Raw genomic sequence first — 16,223 nt, 5'->3', positions numbered from 1 at the left:
TGGAGCATCATGCGCGCGGTCTTACGGCCTTTTGGGCGTTTTGAAAAGACGGCAAGCGCCGCAATCGACCGCCTGGCCTCGTGAGCGCCTGCTAGCTGCCGGCAAGCGGCGGCCTTGCGGGGCGCTTGCCTTCCGCGCTGCGAACGACCAGCCGCACATCCGGCATCTCATGGCGAAGGATGACAGGCATGCGCTCGCGCATCTCGCGCCGGAAGCGAGACGCGTTGCGCGTGCCCCAGACACCGGCGAAGAGCGCGCCCGTCGCCTCGTCCCTGAAGATCACCGCCCCGCCGAAAGCTGCGGAAAGCCCGTCCGCATCGAAAGCCCCGCCGCCGCCATAGACGGTAACGACCTTTTCCAGCGGTGCGATGCTGACCACGGTGCCACCCGCCGGAGCGAAACCTGCGGAACGGAAAAGATAGAGAGCGCAGGGCTCGCTGTTCATTCTAGAAACAGAGCCGCTGGTCGATGTCCCCAAGCGGGCGGACGCCGGAAAGCAAGGCCCTTGCCTCCTCCTCGTCGCGCTTCATCTGTACGACGAGCGCGTCGAGGCCGTCGAATTTCAGCTCGTCGCGCAGGTGGCCGAAGAAGGAGACGGCGGAGACTTCGCCGTAGAGATCGCCGGAGAAGTCGAAGAGGAAGGTTTCCAGCAGCGGCGCACCGTCCGCATCGACCGTCGGGCGGCGGCCGTAGCTCGCGACGCCGTCATGCAGGCTGCCGTCGGGGCGGCGGAAGCGGACGGCGTAGATGCCGTTGCGCAATTCGGCTTCCGGCGGAAGCTGCATGTTTGCGGTGGGATAGCCGAGCGTGCGGCCGAGCTGCTTGCCGCCGATCACCTCGGCCTCGACCGTATAGCGGTAGCCGAGCTGGCCCGCCGCTTCCGCGACCTCGCCCTCGTGGAGCAGCGAGCGGATGAAGCTGGAGGAGATGACCGAGGCGTTCTCGTCGCGGAAGGCGTCGACCAGCGTGACGCCGAAGCCGTTCTCCTGGCCGGCCGCCATCAGGAAGGCCGGACCGCCTTCCCTGCCCTTGCCGAAATGGAAATCGAAGCCGGTGACGACTTCGGAGGCGTGCAACCAGTCGAGGAGGATGGCGCGGATGAAATCATGGGCGGAGATTTCGGAAAAACCGCGGTCGAACGGGTATTCGATGACGGCGGAAAAACCCATGCCCTCAAGGATGCGGGCTTTCAGCGGGGCCGGCGTGATGCGGAAGACGGGGCGCTCCGGGCGGAAGACGGTGCGCGGATGCGGCTCGAAGGTGAGGACGAGCGCCGGAATGCCGCGCTCAGTCGCGATGTCGAGGGCACGCTGCAGCACCGCCTGGTGGCCGCGATGCACGCCGTCGAAATTGCCGATGGCGATGACGCCGCCGCGCAGATGCTCCGGCAGCGGCTGCTTGGTCTCGTTCCTGTGAAATACCGTCATGCCGACCGTCTCCGTCCCGTCACTGAAGCCGGGGTATCCACCATTTCGGATGGGCGTTCTCTTCCGCGAGGAAGGCGGCCAGCTTGCCCTCGTCGGTGCGGCCACCCTCGACATAGTGCTGCGCATGAATGCCGCCGGAAATGTAGAGCACGTCGAGACCGAAGGCTTCGGCGCCGCGCACGTCCGTCGGCATGCCGTCGCCGACGGCGATGACGCGCGAAAGGTCGAAATCGCCGCGCACCGCGCGCGCCTCGGCCAACGACTTCTCGTAGATCGGCCGATACGGCTTTCCGGCGATGCGGGTCGCACCGCCGAGGTCTTCATAAAGCTGCGCGAGCGCGCCGGCGCAGGGGATGAGCTTGTGGCCGCGCTCGACGATGAGGTCGGGATTGGCGCAGATGAAGGGCAGTTTGCGGGCGGCAAGCGCCGTCAGTTCCGCGCGGTAGTCCTCGATGGTCTCCACCTCGTCGTCGCGCAGGCCCGCGCAGACCACGACATCCGCCTCGTCCAGGCCCACCTGTTCGGTGCCGAGATCGTCGAGCAAGGGATGATCCTTGTCCGCGCCGATGAACCAGATCTTCTTCGGAGCCTCCTCGATCAGCGCGCGGGTGACGTCGCCGGAGGTGACGATACGGTCATAGGCCTCGTCCAGCACGCCGAGGCCGCGGATCTGCACCTTGACGCCCGGATGGGGACGCGGGGAATTGGTGATGAGCACGACCGTCAGGCCGGCGGCGCGGGCTTCGGCCAAGGCCTCGGAGGCGTAGGCGAAGGCCTCGACGCCGTTGTGCAGGACGCCCCAGACGTCGCAGAGCACCACGTCGTATTGCGAGGCGATGTCGCGGAAGGATTGGATGCGTTGAGCCATCAGGGGGTTCCGTATCGAATTCAGCCCGGCTGACATTGCAAAGCAAAGCCAAGAAAACAAGCCTCTTCCCGCAAATTTGCCCCATCCACAGGCAAACGGACAAATTTTCATACCCCTGCCTTGATGACGTGCGATGGCGCTCCCATCTGCCGGCTGCGGTAACCATTCCGGCCGAAATAAATTCGCGGCGTCGTTCTTGACTCCAAACCCGCCGCCGCCTATCTCGGCATCGCTAGCACTCCTGAACGGTGAGTGCTAACATCAATCCATCGGGTCCATCCATTTCGGGACCCGCAATGTCATTCGATCGAGGGATAAGACAATGGCAAGCACCACCTTCCGCCCGCTTCACGATCGCGTCGTCGTTCGTCGCGTCGAGTCCGAAGCAAAGACCAAGGGCGGGATCATCATTCCGGACACCGCCAAGGAAAAGCCGCAGGAAGGCGAAGTCGTCGCCGTCGGCGCCGGCGCCCGTGATGAATCCGGCAAGGTCATCGCGCTCGACGTCAAGGCTGGCGACCGCGTTCTGTTCGGCAAGTGGTCGGGCACCGAAGTCAAGCTCGACGGCGAAGACCTTCTGATCATGAAGGAAGCCGACATCATGGGCATCATCGGCTGATCTGCCGGTAATCCCTTTCCAATCTAGCTGATATCTCTTCAGGAGTTCTCACAATGGCAGCCAAAGAAGTAAAGTTCGGCCGCACCGCGCGCGAAAAGATGCTGCGTGGCGTCGACGTCCTCGCAGACGCCGTGAAGGTAACGCTCGGCCCGAAGGGTCGTAACGTCGTCATCGACAAGTCCTTCGGCGCTCCGCGCATCACCAAGGACGGCGTTTCCGTCGCCAAGGAAATCGAACTGGAAGACAAGTTCGAGAACATGGGCGCCCAGCTCGTTCGCGAAGTCGCTTCCAAGACCAACGACATCGCCGGTGACGGCACGACGACCGCAACGGTTCTCGCCCAGGCCATCGTCCGCGAAGGCGCCAAGGCTGTTGCCGCCGGCATGAACCCGATGGACCTGAAGCGCGGCATCGATCTCGCCGTCGCCGAAGTCGTCAAGGATCTCCAGGCCAAGGCCAAGAAGATCAACACGTCGGAAGAAGTCGCACAGGTCGGCACGATCTCGGCCAACGGCGAGCGCCAGATCGGCCTCGACATTGCCGAAGCCATGCAGAAGGTCGGCAACGAAGGCGTCATCACGGTTGAAGAAGCCAAGACCGCCGAAACCGAACTCGAAGTCGTCGAAGGCATGCAGTTCGACCGCGGCTACCTGTCGCCCTACTTCGTGACCAACCCGGAAAAGATGGTCGCCGATCTCGAAGACGCTTACATTCTCCTGCACGAGAAGAAGCTCTCGAACCTCCAGGCCATGCTCCCGGTTCTCGAAGCCGTCGTCCAGACCGGCAAGCCGCTGGTCATCGTCGCTGAAGACGTCGAAGGCGAAGCCCTCGCCACGCTCGTCGTCAACAAGCTGCGTGGCGGCCTCAAGATCGCTGCCGTCAAGGCTCCGGGCTTCGGCGACCGCCGCAAGGCCATGCTGGAAGACATCGCCATCCTGACGGGCGGCACGGTCATCTCCGAAGACCTCGGCATCAAGCTCGAAAGCGTCACGCTCGAGATGCTCGGCCGCGCCAAGAAGGTTTCGATCTCCAAGGAAAACACGACGATCGTCGACGGTGCCGGCCAGAAGGCTGAAATCGAAGGCCGCGTCGCGCAGATCAAGGCCCAGATCGAAGAAACCACCTCCGACTACGACCGCGAGAAGCTGCAGGAACGCCTTGCCAAGCTCGCTGGCGGCGTTGCCGTCATCCGCGTCGGCGGCTCGACGGAAGTCGAAGTGAAGGAAAAGAAGGACCGCATCGACGACGCCCTCAACGCGACGCGCGCTGCCGTTCAGGAAGGCATCGTACCGGGCGGCGGCGTAGCCCTGCTCCGCTCTTCCACGAAGATCACCGCCAAGGGTGAAAACGACGACCAGGAAGCCGGCATCAACATCATCCGCCGCGCCCTCCAGGCCCTCGTTCGCCAGATCGCGGAAAACGCAGGCGACGAAGCATCCATCGTCGTCGGCAAGATCCTCGACAAGAACGAAGACAACTACGGCTACAACGCCCAGACCGGCGAATACGGCGACCTGATCTCGCTCGGCATCGTCGACCCGGTCAAGGTTGTCCGCACCGCCCTGCAGAACGCCGCTTCGGTTGCTTCGCTGCTGATCACGACGGAAGCCATGATCGCCGAACTGCCCAAGAAGGACGCTCCGGCCATGCCGGGCGGCATGGGCGGAATGGGCGGCATGGACATGATGTGATAGGCGAAAGCCTTCACATCTGAGCCATCCGGTTCAGTCATGAAAGGGCGGTCTTCGGACCGCCCTTTTTCTTTGCGCGAGGACGGTGACCTGCATCGTTGCCGTGAAAAGAATTTTTCCAATTGTACAATAATTATCAAAAAGCCGTTGATGGCCTAAAAAAACCAATTATAAAGCGCCGCAAGGGAACTTTATGTTTCTTCAGGAGTTCACGGGCCGGTTCTTGGCGCAGCACTCGGCTGTGCCGCCGGAATTTCCGAGTTCATGAGACCGGCGGCCAATCCGAGGGTTTCAGCGCGTACGTCCGATCCACTACGTTATCGTAGGCGCCGGACGCAGTTCAGTACAACGGAAAGCGGTTCGGCGGGCTTCGAGGGATGTCAGCCAGTTCCGTTTTTTTGCATGTCACGGCCCGCAAGGGCGCGACGTGCCGAGCAAATTCGAGCAACTGCCCTGGGGTCGTAGGTGTTCAAGATAATCAAGACGGATCTCTCGTCGCCTTTCCTGCCCGGCTCGACGAATTTCGACGAGACGGACAACGAACTGCTGACGCAATATTGCGTGACCGAGCGCTGGACCGGCGATCTTTCCAGCGGCCTCTTCACGCTCGGTGAGAAGGCGGCGCAGGCGCACGGCCTGGCGCAGCGCAATTGCGGCCTGCTCAATCTCATCCGCTGCTATGAGCCGCTCGACCGCACCCGCGTGCTGGAACTCTTCGAGCAGGCCGCGGCCTCCTCCTCGTCCTTCTGCTTCTCCACGACGATCCACCTCGACGGCGCGCCGCGCCAGCCGGTGTTCTGCGTCGGCGAATCGACCGGGCTGGAGGAACGGTTCTCCGGCACGATCATCGGCGTCTTCATCTTCCCGCGCTTCCAGATCGACCTCACGGGCCGCCGCTTCAAGCGGCAGTAGGCCGCCCTCAGGCGGCCCGGCCCATGTCCGGCTCGATGCGAATGCGCTCGATCGGCGCCGGGCGTCCGAGGAAATAGCCCTGCGCCTCGTCGCACCCTTCTTCCAGCAATATGGCAAGCTGGCTGCTGGTCTCCACGCCTTCGGCCAGCACAGGCACGCGCAGCGTCTGGCCGAGCGCCAGGATGGCGCGGATGATGGCCTTCGCCTCCGGGCTTGCCTCGACCTCGTTCATGAAGCTGCGATCCAGCTTGATCTTGTCGAAGGGGAAGGCGCGGAGCGTTTCGAGCGACGAGTAACCCGTGCCGAAATCATCGATGGCGATGGTCACGCCGAGGGCCTTGATGCGGCGGAGCGTGTTGAGGGCGCGCTCCTTGTCACCGATGATGGTCGATTCGGTGATCTCCAGTTCGAGGCGGCGCGGATTGAGGCCGGTTTCGAGGAGAACCCGGTGCACGAGATCGGCGACGTCGGCGTTGCCGAGCTGGACCGGCGAAAGGTTGACGGCGATCTTGTGGTCGTTGTCCCAGGCCGCCGCCTCGCGGCAGGCCTCGCGCAGCACCCATTCGCCGATCGGCAGGATGGCGCCGCATTCCTCCGCGATCGGGATGAACTCGCCGGGCGGGATCGTGCCACGGACGGGATGGTGCCAGCGCAGCAGCACTTCGTAACCGGTCGTCTCGCCGGAGCTGACCGACTTCTGGACCTGATAGTGGAGCTGCAATTCCTCGCGGCTCACGACCTGCCAGAGGTCGCTGGCGATGAGACGGCGGCCGCGCGCGGCCTCGTCCATGGAGACTTCGTAGAAGCAGACCGTCTCCGTCAGCGCATCCTTGGCGCGGTACATGGCAAGGTCGGCATTGTTGAGCAGCGCCTCGACAGTGTCGGCGTCCTGCGGATAGATCGCGACGCCGAGGCTGGCGCCGGGCTTGATGTCGTAGCCGTCGATACGGATCTCCTCGTTGAGGCAGGCTTCGAGACGCTGGATGAAGTCGGTGAGATCCGACATGTCCTCGAAACGCTTGGCGGCCGCGAACTCGTCGCCGCCGAAGCGGGCGACCGTTTCATCAGCCTGCAGACAGGCTTCCATGCGGCGCGAAAGCGTGACAAGCACTTCGTCTCCGGCCGCATGGCCGCGCGTGTCGTTGATTTCCTTGAACTTGTCCAGGTCGATGCCGATGGCCGCCACCTTGCCGCCGGAGCGTAGCGCCGATCCCAGATCGGCCTCGAGCCTGTTGTTGAAGCTGGCGCGGTTCGGCAGGCCCGTCAGGGCGTCGTGGCGGGCCAGGAAGGAGATCTGCTCCTCCGAGCGGAGGCGATCCGAAATGTCTTCGTAGGTCACGACCCAGCCGCCGTCCGGCAGCGTACGGTAGCGGATTTGCACGGACGCGCCGGTCGACAGCTTCTCGACGAGGCAGCCTCCCCCATCGGTATGGATCACGGCGCGATGGCGCGTATAGATGTCCCGCGCCTTCGGCCGCCATATCTTCGGGTCGCCATAGACATCGGCAAGGCCGCGCTCGATGATAGAGCGGAAGGTCACGCCGGGGCGGACGCGATCGTCCGGGATGCGGAACACCTCGCTGTAGCGCTTGTTGGCGAGCAGCAGGCGCTCGTCCTTGTCGAACAGGCACAGGCCCTGCGACATGTTCTCCAGCGCGAGATCAAGGTTCTTCGTCACTTCCGCCAACCGGTCGGCATTGGCCTTTTCCGCGGTGATGTCCTTGGTGATCTTGGCATAGCCGACCAGCACGCCGCTCGTGTCGTGGATGGGATCGAGCACCACATTGGCCCAGAAGCGCGAGCCATCCTTGCGGTAGCGCCAGCCCTCCCCCTCGTAGTTTCCAGATTCCCGGGCGGTCGCGAGCGCCGCCTCGGGCAGGCCGGCCGCCCGGCTCTCGGCGCTGTAGAACTCGGAAAAGTGCCGGCCGACGATCTCGTGCGCCTTGTAGCCCTTGTGGCGCTCGGCGCCCTCGTTCCAGTTGGTCACATAGCCGTCCGGGTCGAGCATGCAAATGGCATAGTCCTTGACGCCCTGAACGAGCATTGCGAACTGGCGCGTGCTCTCGCTTGCGGCAAGCTCGGCCTGGCGCGCGAAGATCGCGGCGGCAAGGCCGGTGAAGAGCAGCGAGAAGGCGACAGCCGTGATCAGCGGCACCATCAGGGCCGTGGGGATCAGCGCATCATTGTCCACCGACAGCGGACCGGCCTCGACCGCCACCGCGGCCATCGCCGTGAAATGCAGCGACACGACGCCGAGCGCCATCAGCGCGGTGGCGAGCGCCCTTTCGCGCATGCCGTGCTGTGGACGCATGCAGACGACGAGCGCCAGCGCGCCGAAAAGACCGGCGCAGACGATCGAGCCCACGACATAGGCGGCGTCCCAGTGGATGGTGCCGGGCAATTCCACCGCCGACATGCCGATATAGTGCATGGAGGCGATGCCGGCGCCGAGCAGCAGGCCGCCCGCGACCACGGCGCCACGGCCGGCGACATAGGTGGCAAGGGCAAGGCCGCCCGTCGTCATCACGATGGCGACGGCGAGCGAGACCAGCGTCAGCTTCATGTCGTAGCCCACGACCACGCCGGGATCGTAGGCGAGCATGGCGATGAAGTGCGTCGCCCAGATGCCGAAACCACTCGACGCGCCGGCCGCACCGAGCCACAGGGCGCGCGCCATTCCCTCCGCCACCCGCGCCCTCTGCGCCAGCGTCACCGCGACGTAGCAGGACAGGAAGCAGATGAGCGCCGCAAGCAGGACGAGACGAAGATCGTGCTCGACGACGATGCAGGTAAGGACACGGAGCATGAAGGATCACCGGATGGGAGGCAGGAAGGCCCCAAACAACCGGCGAACGTTAAAAAATCGGTGAACCGGCCTGCCGGAAGCGGACGCACCGGTTCGTTGCATTCGATTACATTTAACAAATGCCAAATATACAGCCGTGCCGGCCAGGACAGCCTTTCTGCGGCCGGCGCATGGCCGTGGCCTCAGAGCGTCAGCGCCTTGAGGTCCGCCGCCGGGTCTTCGAGGCTCGCCCGGTCGGGCGTGCGGCCCATCTCGATGAGCTTCTTGCCGACCACGTAGGCCTTGGCGTCGTTGACGGCGTCCACGGCGATCAGCCTGCCCTCACGGAAATACCAGACGGAGACCGCGCCCTCGCGCTGGCCGGGGCGCACGAAGGTATCGTCGAAGCCCATGCAAAAGCCGGCGATCTGGAGCTTGACGTCGTACTGGTCGGACCAGAACCACGGCTTCGGCTCGTAGGGCGCGTCGCCGCCGGCGATGACGGCCGCCGCCGCTTCGGCCTGGTCGACCGCGTTCTGCACGGATTCGAGTCGCACGCGATTGCCCTCGAAGGGCAGCACCGCGCAGTCGCCCATGGCGAAGATCGATGGATCGGAGGTGCGGGCATGCGCATCGACCACGATGCCGTTCGCGACCTCCAGCCCAGCCTCGCGGGCAAGCTGGTCGTTGGCCGTCACGCCGATGCCGGCGATCACCAGATCGACCGGCAGCACGAAGCCGTCCGAAAGCTCCGCGCCCGTCACGCGGCCGTTTTCGCCGAGAAGACGCACGAGGCCGGTCTTCTCACGCACATCGACGCCGCGCGCATTGTGGATCGCCTTCAGGATCGTCGCGGTCGCAGGCGAAGCGACGCGGGCGAGGATGCGGTCGGCCATCTCGATGACCGTCACGTCGAGGCCCCTGCCTCGCGCGACGGCCGCCGCTTCGAGGCCGATATAACCGCCGCCGACGACCAGCGCCCGGCGGCCTTCCTGCATTTCGAGGCCGAGGCGGTCGGCATCGCGATAGTCGCGCACCGTGAAGACGCCGTCGAGGTCGCCGCCGATCTCGGCCGGCAGGCGGCGCGGCGTCGAGCCGGTAGCAAAAGCGAGGACACCGTAATGCAGCGTGGAACCGTCACTGAGCGTGACCGTCTTTGCGGCCCGGTCGATGGCGATGACCTGGGTCGACAGACGGATATCGACGGCATTCTCCGGATACCAGTTCTCCGGCCGGAACATCAGGCGGGAAAGGTCGGCCTCGCCGAGCAGGTATTTCTTGGAGAGCGGCGGGCGCTGGTAGGGGTGGCTCGCCTCGGCCGCGACGATGGTGATCGGCCGTTCGTCCTTCAGCGCGCGCAATTTGGCAACGAGGGCGAATGCGGCCTGACCGCCGCCCACAACAACCAGTCTTCCCGTCACGATAGCTCCGTCCCGTCTCTGTTTCGTAAAAGAGGTAGCGCGCTCCGGCGCACGGCGTCAACGCATGGCCGCGCCGCCGGGGCCTTCGTTTGCGTCCCTCAAAGCGCGGCGCGCACGGCCTCGGCGATCTCCGCCACCACGGCATTGCCCGCATGCTCCGGCTTGCGGGCGCGCACGAGGCAGGCTTCCGACTTCAGGATCACGCCATCGGAGAGGATCTTCAGGTGGTTGGCTACGAGGGTCGAGCCGGTCGAGGTGATGTCCACGATGATATCGGCCGAGCCGGAGGCCGGCGCGCCTTCGGTCGCGCCAAGGCTTTCGACGATGCGGTAGAGCTGGATGCCGTGGTTGCCGGAGAAGAACTGCTGCGTCAGCCGCCAGTATTTGGTCGCGATGGTGAGGCGTCGGCCATGGCGGGCGCGGAAGTCCGCGGCGACGTCGCCAAGGTCGGCCATGGTGTCGACGTCGAGCCAGATTTCCGGCACGGCGACGACGACATCCGCATGGCCGAAGCCGAGGCGGGCGCAGAACTCGACGCGGGCGTCGGCTTCCGCCAGCCCTTCGCGCACGAGGTCCTCGCCGGTCACGCCGAAATCGACGGTGCCGTTGGCGATCTCGCGGGAGATTTCGGACGCCGAGAGGAAGGCGATCTCGATATCGTCGCGCCCCTCGACACGGCCGCGGTAGGAGCGGTCGTTGCCGACGGCGGTGACGGGGAAGCCGGCGCGGGCGAGGATGGCGGAGCTATCCTCCTTCATGCGCCCCTTGGAGGGAAGGCCGATGGTGATGGTCATGCCGCGGCTCCCTTCACGCTTTCGATACGGTCGAGCCAGAGCGAGAAGCCGACGGCGGGGATGCGTTCCTTCGCGCCGAGCAGCGTCAGCAGCCGGTCGAAGCGGCCGCCGCCGGCCAGCACGAGGTCGCCGCCCGCCGGCGCGATCTCAAAGACGAGGCCGGTATAATAATCGAGCGGGCGGCCGAAGGCGGCGCGGTAGGTGACGCCCGCCGGATCGACACCGATCTCACGCAGCGCCGAAACGCGGCTTTCGAACCGCGCCAGCGCCGCGCCGAGCGAAAGGCCGGCCTTGTCCGCGAAGGCGGCGAGCGCCATGGGTGCCTCGGCAAGGCTCAGTTCCAGCGCCAGGAATTCCTTGAGCAGGGCGAGCGTGCGGCTGTCGAGACGGGTATTGGCAAGCTCCATCTTCTCGCGCAGGCGGCGTGCGATATCGGCGGGGCTGCGGCTGGCATTGGTGGAATAGCCGGTCGCCTCCATGGTCGCGTCGATATGGGCGACCAGCTTCGCCTCGTCCTCGAGCGTGCCGAGGATGGCGAGACGATCGACCTCCGGGCCGAAGACGCCCGAGGGCGCGGGATCGGAAAGATCGGCCATCAGCTTTTGCAGGCGCTCCTGGTTGCCGAAGGCGTGGACCAGCCGCTTCTGCCAGCCGGCCGGCAGGCCGCAGGCCGCGACCACCGCTTCGAAGACCGACTGGTCGCCGAGCACGATCGAAAGATCGACGCCCGGCAGGCCGTTCGCAAGGACGGTGCGTGCATCGCGGACGGCGCGCGCGTCGGCACGGGCGACATCCGGCTCGCCGAGATCCTCGATGCCGGCCTGGTAGAATTCGTTCGGCCCCTCGCGGCGCTGGCGGAAGACCTCGCCGAGATAGGCGTAGCGCTTCGGCGTGCCGGTTGCCGTCTCGATATGGCGCAGGCAGACGGGGATGGTGAATTCGGGCCGGAGGCACAGGCTCTTGCCGGTCTCGCTCTCCGTCATGAAGATGCGCCGGCGCAGGTCCTCGCCCGCCATGTCGAGGAAGGGTTCGGCCGGCTGGATCACCGGCGTGTCGACGCGCTCCGTGCCGAGCGCTTCCAGCGCGGCGATCAGGTCGGAGGCGAAGGCGGGGAGGTTTGCGAGCGGCATGGCGTCAGACGGCCCGCGCCCGGTCTTCGGCCTGCGCCTCTAGGATTTCGCGGACCCTGGTGACGAGTTCGGCTTCCGGCACGGAAACCTGCGCCACGCGCGCCTCGCGCCAGGACGTGTTGTCCTCGATCTCGCCGGAAAGGCGCTTGCCCTCGATCAGGTCCTTGATCTGCACCACGCCCTCGGCCCGCTCGTCGCCGCCCTGGATGATGGCGATGGGGGCGTTGCGGCGGTCGGCATATTTGAGCTGGTTGCCGAACTTCTTCCAGTTGCCCTGGTACATCTCCGCGCGGATGCCGGCAGCGCGCAGTTCCTGCGTGAAGTGCTGGTAGCGGCCCATGCTCTCGATGTCGCCGTCCATGACGGTGACGAGAACGGGCGCGACCACCTCGGACTGGCCGAGCTTGCCGAGGTTCTTCAGCGCCGTCATCAGGCGCGAGACGCCGATGGAGAAGCCCGTGGCCGGCACCGGCTGGCCCATGAAGCGCGAGACGAGGCCGTCATAGCGCCCGCCGCCGCCGACCGAGCCGAAGACGACCTTTTCGCCCTTCTCGTTGGTGACGGCGAATTGCAGCTCGGCCTCGAAGACGGGACCGGTGTAATATTCAAGGCCGCGCACGACGGAGGGGTCGATCTTGATGCGGTCCGGCTGGTAGCCGGCGGACGTGACGAGATGGCCGATCTGGTTCAGTTCCTCGACGCCCTCGCTGCCGCGCGCGCTGCCCTCGACGAGCTTGGCGAGGTCGGCGGCGCTTTCCGCATAGTCCTTGATACCGACGAAGAAGAGCACCTTCTCGATCTGGTCGGCGGCAAGGCGTGCGCCCTTGGTGAAGTCGCCGGATTCATCCTTGCGGCCTTCGCCGAGCAGCAGCCGGACACCCTCGGGACCGAACTTGTCGAGCTTGTCGATGGCGCGCAGCACGGTGAGGCGCGCGCCGGCATTATCTTCACCGCCGAGGCCGATGGCCTCCAGCACGCCATCGAGAACCTTGCGGTTGTTGACGCGGATCACGTAGTCGCCACGCTTGATGCCGAGCGCTTCCATCGTGTCGGCGAACATCATGCACATTTCGGCATCCGCCTGCACGCCGGCCGCGCCGACCGTGTCGGCATCGAACTGCATGAACTGGCGGAAGCGGCCCGGGCCGGGCTTCTCGTTGCGGAAGACGTAGCCGGCGCGATAGGTGCGGTAGGGAAGCTGGATCTCGTTGAAATTCTCGGCGACATGACGGGCGAGCGGCGCCGTCAGGTCGTAGCGCAGGCTCATCCACTGGTCGTCGTCGTCCTGCAGCGAGAACACGCCCTCGTTCGGGCGGTCGCTGTCCGGCAGGAACTTGCCGAGCGCATCGGTATATTCCATCAGCGGGGTTTCGACCGGGTCGAAGCCGTAGCGCTCGTAGACCTCGCGGATGCGCGCCGTCATCTCATTGACCGCGCGGATGTCCGCGGCGTCACGGTCGACAAAGCCGCGCGGCAGGCGGGCTTTCAGCTTCTGCGGTTTTTTCTGCTTTTCGCTCATCGGGATACCCGAAATTCCTGTATTTCCGTTGTGGTTTCCCTAGCGGATTGAACGGGCAGCGGCAAGGGCGCAGGCATCTTCGCAGACAGCCCCTTTTCTTTCGCGCGGCGTGCACCTATCTCTTCCGCCATGAGACAGATTCTCTTCGTCCTCGCCCTTCTGGGCGCCGTGCTTGCCGGATGGATTCCGGCGATGGCGGCGACGATGACGGTCGCCCAGCCGGCTAGCATGCATGCCATGCACGCAATGGCCGGGGAAACCGGCGACGAGGCGGAGGGCAAGGGCACAGCCAAACCCATGGCACATCCCGTGGCCTGTGCCGCCTGTTTCGCGATCGAGGCCGAGCGGCTGGAAGCGCCGGGCCGCCTCTCCAGCCTTTCAAGCCGGCTGCCGGCCGTCACGCCGCAGCTTGCCGGCCTTGCGCTGCGCCCGCTCAATCCCCCTCCCCGGTTCTGAACGCGTCGAACGAACGCCCCGGGGCATTTGCCCCGGCTCTCGAACACGTTTCAGAACTGGAAAAGACAATGAACGCAAAGACCATGCTTCTCGGCGCAGCCCTTTCGCTCGCCCTCGCCCTGCCGGCCTTCGCCCAGGAGGCCGATCATTCCGCCCATCAGGGCATGACCGCCAGCGAGCCGGCTGCCGATGAGAGCGCCTCCACCAAGGCCTTCATCGCCGCCAATGACAAGATGCATGCCGGAATGGCGCTCGACTTCACCGGCGATGCCGATGTCGACTTCGTGCGCGGCATGATCGCCCACCACCAGGGCGCCATCGACATGGCAAGGGTCGAGCTGGAACACGGCAAGGACCCGGCGCTGCGCAAGCTCGCCGAAGACGTCATCAGCGCCCAGGAGGGCGAGATCAGGATGATGGAAGACTGGCTGTCGAAGAACGCCAAGTAAGCCCGCATGACGAGGCCCGCCGGTCTCCCGGCGGGTCTTGGTCCCGGCCTATTCCCCCGCCGGTCGTCCCGCGGACGAGGCCTCGACAAGCGAGGCCGCGATGACGCGGGCCATGATCAGGCTCGTCTCACGGATTTCGATATTGCTGCCGGTACGGGCGGACCGGATCAGACGGAAGCCTTCCCGCAGCATGATCTCCTGCGCCTTGTCACAGGCCCAGGACTTGAGACGGGTTTCTTCGATGGTAGATGTATTTGGCGTCATGTTCCCCTCATGCCAAATCATTCAGCACAAAGCGGCACATCGTGACTGCGCCTGCGCGCGTCGACCCCAGAACTATACCGATGTATGAATTTGCCGCTCAACCTTAAGCTACATGATTCGTTGTAGAATCAAACAACTATTTGTCGCAGCGAGAGACAAATCATGGCCGCTGGAGCAGATTTCTCTTCGTTTCGACTTCCGCGCGGCAGAAACAACCTTCCACATGGTCGTTGACGAGGCCCATGGCCTGCATGAAGGCATAGACCGTGGTGGGGCCGACGAAAGTCCAGCCACGCTTCTTCAGGTCCTTCGACAGGCGCACGGAGGTGGGCGTCGTCGGGTTGGCGCGGATCGTCTCCCAGTCCACCCGCGCCGGCCGTTCGTCCGGCTTCGGCTCGAAGCTCCAGAAGTAGCGCGCCAGCGTGCCGAACTCGTCGCGCAATATCTGCGCCCTGCGGGCATTGTTGATGGTCGAGACGATCTTGCCGCGATGACGCACGATGCCGGCATCGGCAAGGCAGCGCGCGATATCGGCGTCACCGAAGTCGGCGACCTTGTCGAAGTCGAAGCCGGCGAAGGCCGCGCGGAACCCCTCGCGCTTGCGCAGGATGGTGAGCCAGGACAGGCCCGACTGGAACCCTTCGAGGCAGATCTTCTCGAACAGGCGGTGATCGCCGGTGACGGGATGGCCCCATTCCTCGTCGTGGTAGCGCCGATAGTCGTCGAGGCCCCCATGCCATGCGCAACGCGTGCGCCCGTCCTCGCCCACCACAAGTCCCAGTTCCGTCATCGCCGTCTCCGTTTTCCTTTTGTTCCGATTTACCACTCATCAACCACTTTTGGAAAGCCGGCAATAACCCTACTCAAAGCTTTCCCGTCATCGTGCATATCGAATGAACGCGCGTTTACCTTTCGCTTCATCGAAGGGTGCAAGCATCTCACCCGAACCGGCGCCGCATCTCCCGAATCCGGCGGCGCATCCCGGCGACGATCAGTAGCGAGTACGTCCGATGTTGATACGCACCCTTCTAGCAGCAACCCTTCTGGCCACCACCACCGCCGCCCATGCGGGCGAGCGCTATCAGAGCCGGCCGCCCGTCATCGTCAGTCCCGACCTCACCGCGCCGTGGCTGATGCAGCTCACCGGCGAGGGCGTGCAGCCCGCCGTCAACACGCGCCGCATCGTCCAGCGCCAGCGCGTCGAGCAGCGCCGCGTCATCCGCCAGGACGGCGTCGCACGCGTGGAGCAGGTCTCGGCAACCGGCCGGGCGCAGAAGCCGGTCCGCACCCAGTTCAACCCGATGTATCTGCCGCAGCTCGTCTCCTACGAAACGCAGCACAAGGCCGGCACGATCGTCATCGACACCAACAACCGCTTCCTCTACCTCGTGCTCGGCGACGGCAAGGCGCGGCGCTACGGCGTCGGCGTCGGCAAGCCGGGCTTCGAATGGGCCGGCGCGCACAAGATCACCCGCAAGGCGGAATGGCCGGGCTGGACGCCGCCGCAGGAGATGATCAGCCGCGAGGCGGCCAAGGGCCATTACCTGCCGGCCTATATGGAAGGCGGCCCAGGCAATCCGCTCGGCTCGCGCGCCATGTATCTCGGCTCGACCCTCTACCGCATCCACGGCACCAACGCGCCCTGGACGATCGGCTATGCGGTCTCCTCCGGCTGCATCCGCATGCGCAACGAGGACGTGGTCGATCTCTACGACCGCGTGAAGGTCGGCACCAGGGTCATCGTGATCTGACGCAGCCGATCCCGAATCTGTGACATTTCCGGTCCGATGGGCCGGAAATGCGCGTTTTCCGGCACCATCCCGCGAAGAAATCCGCCCTCCCGCCCGTCTTGTCGCTGGCAAGGCTTGAAATCGGTCGAGACTCGGCT

Annotated in this window: 16 protein-coding genes; 6 read left to right on the top strand and 10 right to left on the bottom strand. The window is 65.1% G+C overall.

Annotated features, from left to right (window positions below; all coding sequences use genetic code 11):
* Positions 1-91: 91 nt before the first annotated feature.
* The 3 genes from MOE34_RS03115 to MOE34_RS03105 form a co-directional block, all read right to left on the bottom strand.
* The gene (locus tag MOE34_RS03115; protein ID WP_242220911.1) at positions 92-379 is read right to left on the bottom strand and encodes a hypothetical protein; all 288 of its coding nucleotides are present in this window, start codon (positions 377-379) and stop codon (positions 92-94) included.
* 67 nt (positions 380-446) lie between these two features.
* On the bottom strand, positions 447-1,427 hold the full coding sequence (locus MOE34_RS03110) for a bifunctional riboflavin kinase/FAD synthetase (RefSeq protein ID WP_242220910.1): 981 nt from the start codon (positions 1,425-1,427) through the stop codon (positions 447-449).
* A gap of 19 nt (positions 1,428-1,446) precedes the next feature.
* Positions 1,447-2,295 carry a TIGR01459 family HAD-type hydrolase gene (locus MOE34_RS03105; RefSeq protein WP_242220908.1) on the bottom strand — a complete coding sequence of 283 codons (849 nt, stop codon included), beginning with the start codon at positions 2,293-2,295 and terminating at the stop codon, positions 1,447-1,449.
* A 322-nt stretch (positions 2,296-2,617) separates the two neighbouring features.
* Between MOE34_RS03105 and groES the strand changes: the two genes are divergently transcribed.
* From groES to MOE34_RS03090, 3 genes are all read left to right on the top strand, one after another.
* A complete protein-coding gene (gene groES, locus MOE34_RS03100; protein WP_242220906.1) occupies positions 2,618-2,914 on the top strand; it encodes a co-chaperone GroES in 297 nt (98 codons plus the stop codon).
* 53 nt (positions 2,915-2,967) lie between these two features.
* Entirely contained in the window at positions 2,968-4,605 is a 1,638-nt protein-coding gene (gene groL / locus MOE34_RS03095) for a chaperonin GroEL (RefSeq protein ID WP_242220904.1), read from the top strand.
* A 465-nt stretch (positions 4,606-5,070) separates the two neighbouring features.
* A complete protein-coding gene (locus MOE34_RS03090; RefSeq protein ID WP_242220902.1) occupies positions 5,071-5,517 on the top strand; it encodes a hypothetical protein in 447 nt (148 codons plus the stop codon).
* Between the two features lie 7 nt (positions 5,518-5,524).
* Here the strand turns inward: MOE34_RS03090 and MOE34_RS03085 are convergent, their stop codons facing one another.
* The 5 genes from MOE34_RS03085 to hisS form a co-directional block, all read right to left on the bottom strand.
* Positions 5,525-8,323: a bifunctional diguanylate cyclase/phosphodiesterase gene (locus tag MOE34_RS03085; protein WP_242220900.1), complete on the bottom strand. Its 2,799-nt coding sequence runs from the start codon at positions 8,321-8,323 to the stop codon at positions 5,525-5,527.
* A gap of 182 nt (positions 8,324-8,505) precedes the next feature.
* Positions 8,506-9,723 carry an NAD(P)/FAD-dependent oxidoreductase gene (locus MOE34_RS03080; RefSeq protein ID WP_242220898.1) on the bottom strand — a complete coding sequence of 406 codons (1,218 nt, stop codon included), beginning with the start codon at positions 9,721-9,723 and terminating at the stop codon, positions 8,506-8,508.
* A gap of 98 nt (positions 9,724-9,821) precedes the next feature.
* The gene (hisG, locus tag MOE34_RS03075) at positions 9,822-10,517 is read right to left on the bottom strand and encodes an ATP phosphoribosyltransferase (protein ID WP_242220896.1); all 696 of its coding nucleotides are present in this window, start codon (positions 10,515-10,517) and stop codon (positions 9,822-9,824) included.
* Positions 10,514-11,647 carry an ATP phosphoribosyltransferase regulatory subunit gene (locus MOE34_RS03070; protein WP_242220894.1) on the bottom strand — a complete coding sequence of 378 codons (1,134 nt, stop codon included), beginning with the start codon at positions 11,645-11,647 and terminating at the stop codon, positions 10,514-10,516. Before MOE34_RS03070 ends, hisG begins: the two co-directional genes overlap by 4 nt.
* Before the next feature lie 4 nt (positions 11,648-11,651).
* On the bottom strand, positions 11,652-13,166 hold the full coding sequence (gene hisS, locus MOE34_RS03065; RefSeq protein WP_242220892.1) for a histidine--tRNA ligase: 1,515 nt from the start codon (positions 13,164-13,166) through the stop codon (positions 11,652-11,654).
* Positions 13,167-13,295: 129 nt separating this feature from the next.
* Between hisS and MOE34_RS03060 the strand changes: the two genes are divergently transcribed.
* Together MOE34_RS03060 and copM are read left to right on the top strand one after the other, a co-directional pair.
* Positions 13,296-13,622, top strand: coding sequence for a hypothetical protein (locus MOE34_RS03060; protein ID WP_242220890.1), 327 nt, complete (start codon positions 13,296-13,298; stop codon positions 13,620-13,622).
* Positions 13,623-13,690: 68 nt separating this feature from the next.
* On the top strand, positions 13,691-14,071 hold the full coding sequence (gene copM, locus MOE34_RS03055; protein ID WP_242220888.1) for a CopM family metallochaperone: 381 nt from the start codon (positions 13,691-13,693) through the stop codon (positions 14,069-14,071).
* 48 nt (positions 14,072-14,119) lie between these two features.
* Here copM and MOE34_RS03050 read toward each other — a convergent pair whose 3' ends face one another.
* Complete coding sequence (locus tag MOE34_RS03050) at positions 14,120-14,335, bottom strand: hypothetical protein (protein WP_242220886.1); 216 nt, start codon at positions 14,333-14,335, stop codon at positions 14,120-14,122.
* Between the two features lie 160 nt (positions 14,336-14,495).
* On the bottom strand, positions 14,496-15,125 hold the full coding sequence (locus tag MOE34_RS03045; protein WP_242220884.1) for a DNA-3-methyladenine glycosylase I: 630 nt from the start codon (positions 15,123-15,125) through the stop codon (positions 14,496-14,498).
* Positions 15,126-15,345: 220 nt separating this feature from the next.
* On the opposite strand from MOE34_RS03045, the gene MOE34_RS03040 reads away from it, so the two are divergent.
* Positions 15,346-16,086 carry a L,D-transpeptidase gene (locus MOE34_RS03040; protein WP_242220882.1) on the top strand — a complete coding sequence of 247 codons (741 nt, stop codon included), beginning with the start codon at positions 15,346-15,348 and terminating at the stop codon, positions 16,084-16,086.
* Positions 16,087-16,223: the final 137 nt, after the last annotated feature.

Source organism: Shinella zoogloeoides (assembly GCF_022682305.1).
GTDB classification, from domain to species: Bacteria; Pseudomonadota; Alphaproteobacteria; order Rhizobiales; family Rhizobiaceae; genus Shinella; species Shinella zoogloeoides_B.
The sequence above is the reverse complement of the archived record's forward strand: the minus strand, read 5'-3'. Positions and strand labels throughout refer to the sequence as shown.

Bases quoted from the DNA above. Each gene is read 5' to 3' on its own strand.
- hisG (WP_242220896.1), bottom strand. From the start codon at position 10,517: ATGACCATCACCATCGGCCTTCCCTCCAAGGGGCGCATGAAGGAGGAT.
- MOE34_RS03040 (WP_242220882.1), top strand. From the start codon at position 15,346: ATGTTGATACGCACCCTTCTAGCAGCAACCCTTCTGGCCACCACCACC.
- groES (WP_242220906.1), top strand. From the start codon at position 2,618: ATGGCAAGCACCACCTTCCGCCCGCTTCACGATCGCGTCGTCGTTCGT.
- MOE34_RS03085 (WP_242220900.1), bottom strand. From the start codon at position 8,323: ATGCTCCGTGTCCTTACCTGCATCGTCGTCGAGCACGATCTTCGTCTC.
- MOE34_RS03045 (WP_242220884.1), bottom strand. From the start codon at position 15,125: ATGACGGAACTGGGACTTGTGGTGGGCGAGGACGGGCGCACGCGTTGC.
- copM (WP_242220888.1), top strand. From the start codon at position 13,691: ATGAACGCAAAGACCATGCTTCTCGGCGCAGCCCTTTCGCTCGCCCTC.
- MOE34_RS03110 (WP_242220910.1), bottom strand. From the start codon at position 1,427: ATGACGGTATTTCACAGGAACGAGACCAAGCAGCCGCTGCCGGAGCAT.
- MOE34_RS03105 (WP_242220908.1), bottom strand. From the start codon at position 2,295: ATGGCTCAACGCATCCAATCCTTCCGCGACATCGCCTCGCAATACGAC.
- MOE34_RS03050 (WP_242220886.1), bottom strand. From the start codon at position 14,335: ATGACGCCAAATACATCTACCATCGAAGAAACCCGTCTCAAGTCCTGG.
- hisS (WP_242220892.1), bottom strand. From the start codon at position 13,166: ATGAGCGAAAAGCAGAAAAAACCGCAGAAGCTGAAAGCCCGCCTGCCG.
- MOE34_RS03060 (WP_242220890.1), top strand. From the start codon at position 13,296: ATGAGACAGATTCTCTTCGTCCTCGCCCTTCTGGGCGCCGTGCTTGCC.
- MOE34_RS03070 (WP_242220894.1), bottom strand. From the start codon at position 11,647: ATGCCGCTCGCAAACCTCCCCGCCTTCGCCTCCGACCTGATCGCCGCG.
- groL (WP_242220904.1), top strand. From the start codon at position 2,968: ATGGCAGCCAAAGAAGTAAAGTTCGGCCGCACCGCGCGCGAAAAGATG.